The organism is Microcystis sp. M49636_WE2 (assembly GCF_030065375.1).
GTDB lineage: Bacteria > Cyanobacteriota > Cyanobacteriia > Cyanobacteriales > Microcystaceae > Microcystis > Microcystis aeruginosa_C.
Genome location: NZ_JASJFG010000914.1, coordinates 1 through 5,470, shown reverse-complemented (window position 1 = coordinate 5,470; position 5,470 = coordinate 1). Strand labels below are relative to the sequence as shown.

General features: G+C 44.8%; 5 protein-coding genes. All 5 read right to left on the bottom strand.

Annotated elements, in window-relative coordinates:
• Nucleotides 1–274: 274 nt before the first annotated feature.
• Complete coding sequence (locus tag PX484_RS20940; RefSeq protein WP_004159431.1) at nucleotides 275–745, bottom strand: type II toxin-antitoxin system VapC family toxin; 471 nt, start codon at nucleotides 743–745, stop codon at nucleotides 275–277.
• A complete protein-coding gene (locus PX484_RS20935; RefSeq protein ID WP_004159432.1) occupies nucleotides 742–1,509 on the bottom strand; it encodes a hypothetical protein in 768 nt (255 codons plus the stop codon). The genes PX484_RS20940 and PX484_RS20935 overlap by 4 nt, the downstream gene beginning before the upstream one ends.
• A 166-nt stretch (nucleotides 1,510–1,675) precedes the next feature.
• Nucleotides 1,676–3,682, bottom strand: a complete 2,007-nt coding sequence (gene tkt, locus PX484_RS20930) for a transketolase (RefSeq protein ID WP_287767802.1) — start codon at nucleotides 3,680–3,682, stop codon at nucleotides 1,676–1,678.
• An 82-nt stretch (nucleotides 3,683–3,764) separates the two neighbouring features.
• Nucleotides 3,765–5,015: a beta-ketoacyl-ACP synthase II gene (fabF, locus tag PX484_RS20925; RefSeq protein WP_004268412.1), complete on the bottom strand. Its 1,251-nt coding sequence runs from the start codon at nucleotides 5,013–5,015 to the stop codon at nucleotides 3,765–3,767.
• A 69-nt stretch (nucleotides 5,016–5,084) separates the two neighbouring features.
• The gene (locus PX484_RS20920; protein ID WP_287767806.1) at nucleotides 5,085–5,336 is read right to left on the bottom strand and encodes an acyl carrier protein; all 252 of its coding nucleotides are present in this window, start codon (nucleotides 5,334–5,336) and stop codon (nucleotides 5,085–5,087) included.
• Nucleotides 5,337–5,470: the final 134 nt, after the last annotated feature.

Sequence of the window (5,470 nt, the reverse complement as noted above, 5' to 3'; positions counted from 1 at the left end):
GATTTGCTGTTAAATCTTTACTTCTGGCAACGTACATTTTTAAAAGGGCTTCTTCTTGATTATTAATATTAATTTTGCTTAAAAATATTTGCTCTTTTGGTGTGGGCTTCCAAACAAATAGTCCCGTTTCTAAATTGGTCTAAAAAAAAGCATTGGCAAGAGATGTAATCACTAAATCAAAATCTGTTTTAATATGAAGGTATTCCTATCAATTTAGACCTTTTGTGTTCGGTAATTCGATTTGTAATTTTCTTGTGCGAGAATGGGTACTTTTTCAAAAAAGATCAAGTTGAACTTCAAAAAAAGGTTTTCTAATTATTAAAGGAGGATCACCGATTTCTCCAGAGAGTTTCAGCAAGCCATCATCAAAAGTATCTAAAACATCCACTCTGGCTTTAATTGCCGTCGCCACATGAGTTGCATCTTTAGGTTTTAGTGCCTGATATTGCCACATCAATTCTCTGGCTAGTTCACCAACTTTTCTGTCCACATCATAAATATAAATCCACTCATGTCGGAAAAAATCTCTGATTTTTTCCTCACTTTCTTTAGGTAATTTTGGCTGTCCTTTTTCTAATTTCACCACTTCAATAAAAGTAAGAGCAGAAGTCACAATTATTACCTGACCATTTTCAGCTGCTTTGAGAACAGAAATACAATCATTAATTTTATCCTTTTCATTTTTCAGGAAAGCTAAAAAAACACAAGAATCCCAGTAGTGTAGCTTTTTTGTTGGACGAATCACTTACTTCCTCCCCAAATTCCGATCATTTCCTCAATGGTAGGTAAATCTTTTTCCTCAGGAAAAAGATCAATTGACTCAACTTTAATCCCGATTTTTTCCCCATCTTCTCTAGAGGTAACTATCCCCGATACAGAGACTCTTTTTTCTAGATATTCTTTGATATTATCAAGTAAATTTGGTTCAAAGTAACATTTAACACTTTTATTAGTCAATAAATTGTAAACTCTAAAAATAGGTTGACGACTTACATCAATAGCTTTAAGCACACCTTCTACAGTACCAAAACTTTGATATTTTCCCCCGATAATTTCATCAACATTAGCAATCAAAGCTTGATTCAAGTCGATACACCTTGAATCAAAGCCCAATTGCACCATAAACTCATCTCTTTTTTTCAATATTGCTAATGATCGCGCACTTTCTAAAGCTCGATCAGAAAAATACTTAGGGCGAATCGGATGTTCTAAAATTGTTACTATTCCCCTTTCTACAGTCTTAATAACTTCAGAAATTTGACTAGGTGTAATCTGATCTTGAGGCATTCCTTCTAAAGTAAGATGAATGCTGCCACTATGAATTTGAGAGATTCTCCAATTTATCAGGGGGCGATTTTTGTTAGCAAGGGTTTTATCTACTTCATGGAGTAGTATTGCTAATTGTTCTTGAGCCTTGATAAATTTATCAAAAGACAACAGTGAGCCTTCTATATCTAGTGTTAGGCTCTTGATTGTTTCCTTCGATATAGGGCTTTCCCCTTTAGTCATGGCTCTAGGAATCGTGATAATTATCTCAAGTGTAAAGGTTTTGGCTAACTACTAAAGCTTCCTACTTTACATTTTTACATGAACTAACCCTAAAGCCTAAACTAGGTTGACCTATAACCACAAAAAACCCGCTTGCGCGGGCTTTTTCCACAAAATCAAAGTTTAATTAACCTAACAACGCTTTTGCCTTCGCTACCACGTTATCCACGGTAAAACCAAACTTCTCTAGAATCACACCTCCTGGAGCAGAAGCGCCGAAGGTATCAACCCCCAACACATCCCCCTCATCGGTGATGTAACGATGCCAACCCATAGTTGAACCCGCTTCCACTGCGAGACGTTTTTTCACTGCTTTCGGCAGTACCGATTCTTTGTATTCTGCCGATTGTTCCTCGAATAGCTCCCAACAGGGCATAGAAACGACGCGAGCTTTAATTCCTGCTTCTTTTAACACCGCAGCCGCTTTATCGCAGAGATACAACTCGCCACCCGTACCGATGAGAATGACATCGGGAGTACCTTCAGAATCGGTGATAGTATAAGCACCTTTAGCCACACCCTCCAGGGAAGTTCCCGCTAAATTGGGCAGATTTTGACGGGAGAGAGCCAATAAAGTCGGGCGTTTCTTTTCGCTCACCGCTACTTTATAAGCACCGGAAGTTTCCGTACCATCTCCCGGACGCATGACTAACAGGTTAGGAATAGCGCGCAGAGAAGCAACGTGTTCCACGGGTTGGTGAGTCGGTCCATCTTCCCCTAGGGCAATGGAATCGTGAGTCATTACCCAGATGACGCGAGTTTCTGACAAGGCCGATAAACGGATAGAATTCCGCATATAGTCGGTGAAAATCAGGAAAGTCGCCCCGTAGGGAATCAATCCCGTGTTATGGAGAGCAATACCGTTACAAATCGCCCCCATTGCGTGTTCCCTTACGCCAAAGTGAACGTTACGCTCCTGATAACTGCCTTTTTGGAAATTACCAAAATGCTCTAATTCGGTGTAGTTAGAGTGGGTTAAATCCGCCGAACCACCGATTAAACCGGGTAAAACCCCCGCAAGCGCATTTAAGCAGATTTCCGAGTGTTTACGACTAGCGAGCGCCTTATCTTCGGGTTTATAAACCGGTAAAGCTTGCTCCCAACCTTCCGGCAGTTGACCGGTGGTTAACTGCTCAAATAAAGCCGCTTCTGCGGGATATTTAGCCTGATATTCGTTAAATAACTTATTCCAGTCCGTTTCTGCCGTCGCTCCCTTGTCCACTGCTTGCCGGAAACGATTTAACACCTCATCGGGAACCACAAACGGCTCGTATTGCCAACCTAACGCTTTCCGGGTTAACTCGATTTCTGTTGCTCCTAAAGCTGCCCCGTGAACATCGGCGGTATTAGACTTATTGGGGGAACCATAACCGATGGTGGTGGTGATTTTAATCATCGAGGGTTTATCGGTGACAGCTTTGGCAGCAGCGATCGCATTGGCAATGGCATCTAAATCGGTGTTACCATTCTCGACGTGCTGAACGTGCCAACCGTAGGCTTCAAAACGCTTGCTCACGTCTTCGGTAAAAGCGATATCGGTGGAACCATCGATCGAGATATGGTTATCATCATAGAGAGCGATTAACTTGCCTAAACCCCAGTGACCGGCTAAAGAACAAGCTTCCCCAGAAATCCCCTCCATATTGCAACCATCACCCAAAATGACATAGGTGTAATGGTCGATAATTTTGGCATCCGGTTTGTTGAAACGGGCTGCTAAATGGGCTTCTGCTAGGGCCAAACCCACACCATTGGCAATCCCTTGACCCAGGGGACCAGTGGTCACTTCTACCCCTTCCGTGACGAAATTTTCGGGGTGGCCGGGGGTTTTCGATTTCCACTGCCGGAATTGTTTAATTTCCTCTAGGGGAACGCTATCGTATCCGGTCAGGTACATCAAAGCGTACTGCAGCATACAACCGTGACCGGCGGAGAGAACAAAACGATCGCGATTGACCCATTGGGGGTTTTTCGGGTTAAAACGCAGGAATTGATCCCAGAGGACAAAGGCCATGGGAGCGGCTCCCATGGGCAGTCCGGGGTGTCCGGATTTAGCTTTTTCCACGGCATCCACCGCTAAAAAACGTACCGCATTAATACAAAGTTCTTCGAGGGATTGGGAGACTACAACCATAATGTTTTTTAGAATGAACTACAAAAATAAGACCAGGTTAAAGAGGGAGCCACTCACAGATTACTCTTTCAGGGGCATCGACTCAAGCATATTTTCTAAAAGCTAAGGTGACGTTATGGCCACCAAATCCAAAGGAGTTGGAAAGGGCAGCGTTAACTATCTGCTGACGACTTTCGTAGGGGACGTAATCGAGATCACAATCGGGGTCAGGATTGTCCAGGTTGAGAGTCGGGGGAATCCGATCATTAGCGATCGCCATTACCGTGGCCACGGCTTCAATACCGCCAGAACCGCCTAAAAGGTGGCCTGTCATCGATTTGGTGGAACTGACGGGGATTTGGTAGGCCGATTCTCCTAAAGCTTTTTTAATCGCCTTGGTTTCCGTGGGATCATTGGCCCCTGTACTGGTGCCGTGGGCGTTGATATAGCTAATTTCCGCCGGAGTTAAACCGGCATCTTTGATCGCTAATTCGATCGCTCTGGTGGCCCCACGACCATCGGGAACCGGTGCCGTCATGTGATAGGCATCGCAAGTCAGACCATAACCGATCATTTCGGCGTAAATCCGCGCCCCACGGGCCAAGGCCGTTTCTAATTCCTCTATAATCAAGATTCCTGCCCCTTCCCCCATGACAAAACCATCCCGGTCTTTGTCAAAGGGACGACTGGCCCGGGTGGGGTCATCGTTGCGGGTGGACAGGGCCTTAGCGGAGGCAAAACCAGCCAATCCTAGAGGGGTAACGGCGGCTTCCGTCCCACCGCAGATCATTCCTTTGGCCAAACCCCTTTGTACTAGACGAAAAGCATCGCCGATGGCATTGGAACCAGCAGCACAAGCGGTCACGGTACAGTTACTCGGTCCCTTGGCCCCCGTGTGGATGGCGGTTAAACCAGCGGCCATATTGGCAATCATCATCGGGATCATGAAAGGACTACACCGGCCCGGACCTTTTGTCAAGTAAATTTCCTGTTGATCCTCCAGCACTTTTATGCCACCCACGCCCGTACCGATTAGTACACCTATATCATCGGCATTGAGAGCGTCGATAACTAATCGAGAATCTTGCAGCGCTTGCAAACTGGCGGCGACGGCAAATTGAGCGAAACGGTCCATGCGCTTTGCCTCTTTGCGATCCACATATTCGTGGGGGTCAAAACCTCGCACTTCCCCAGCAATGCGACAAGCGTGACGGGAGGCATCAAAGTGGGTAATTAAACCAATGCCACTTTTGCCGTTGATTAAGCCTGTCCAATAGTCTGCTAGATTATTGCCGAGGGGAGTGATCGCACCCATCCCCGTGATGACAACCCTTTTTAATGGCAATTCTGTCATGTTTGTTCAAAAATAAGGGCAGATTTTGCCCCAGATATTTAATCCTAATTGTCAATTTTCCCGCAATAATTAGGCGGTTGCTCCTACTTTCTCGTTAATATACTCGACAGCTTTGCCCACAGTGTCAATTTGTTCGGCTGCGTCGTCGGGAATTTCAATATCAAATTCTTCCTCTAAAGCCATCACTAACTCGACCACATCAAGGGAATCCGCTTTCAGATCATTGGCAAAGCTTGCTTCAGCGATAACTGTATCCGGATCCTCTACTTCTAATTGTTCCACAACAACTTTTTTAACTCGATCGAAAATGTCTGCACTCATGGATGTCAATTTTTATCCGCTGGTTTACCGGACTCTAGCCTCTAGGGTCTGGGGAAATGGGGCGGTGTTACCATTTCCGACAATAAATTTCGGTTAGCTTTTTCACTGACCATTTTTCATCTTACTGGAAGTTG

Excerpts from the sequence above, each read along its gene's own strand:
- PX484_RS20935 (WP_004159432.1), bottom strand. The coding sequence starts at position 1,509 with ATGACTAAAGGGGAAAGCCCTATATCGAAGGAAACAATCAAGAGCCTA.
- tkt (WP_287767802.1), bottom strand. The coding sequence starts at position 3,682 with ATGGTTGTAGTCTCCCAATCCCTCGAAGAACTTTGTATTAATGCGGTA.
- fabF (WP_004268412.1), bottom strand. The coding sequence starts at position 5,015 with ATGACAGAATTGCCATTAAAAAGGGTTGTCATCACGGGGATGGGTGCG.
- PX484_RS20920 (WP_287767806.1), bottom strand. The coding sequence starts at position 5,336 with ATGAGTGCAGACATTTTCGATCGAGTTAAAAAAGTTGTTGTGGAACAA.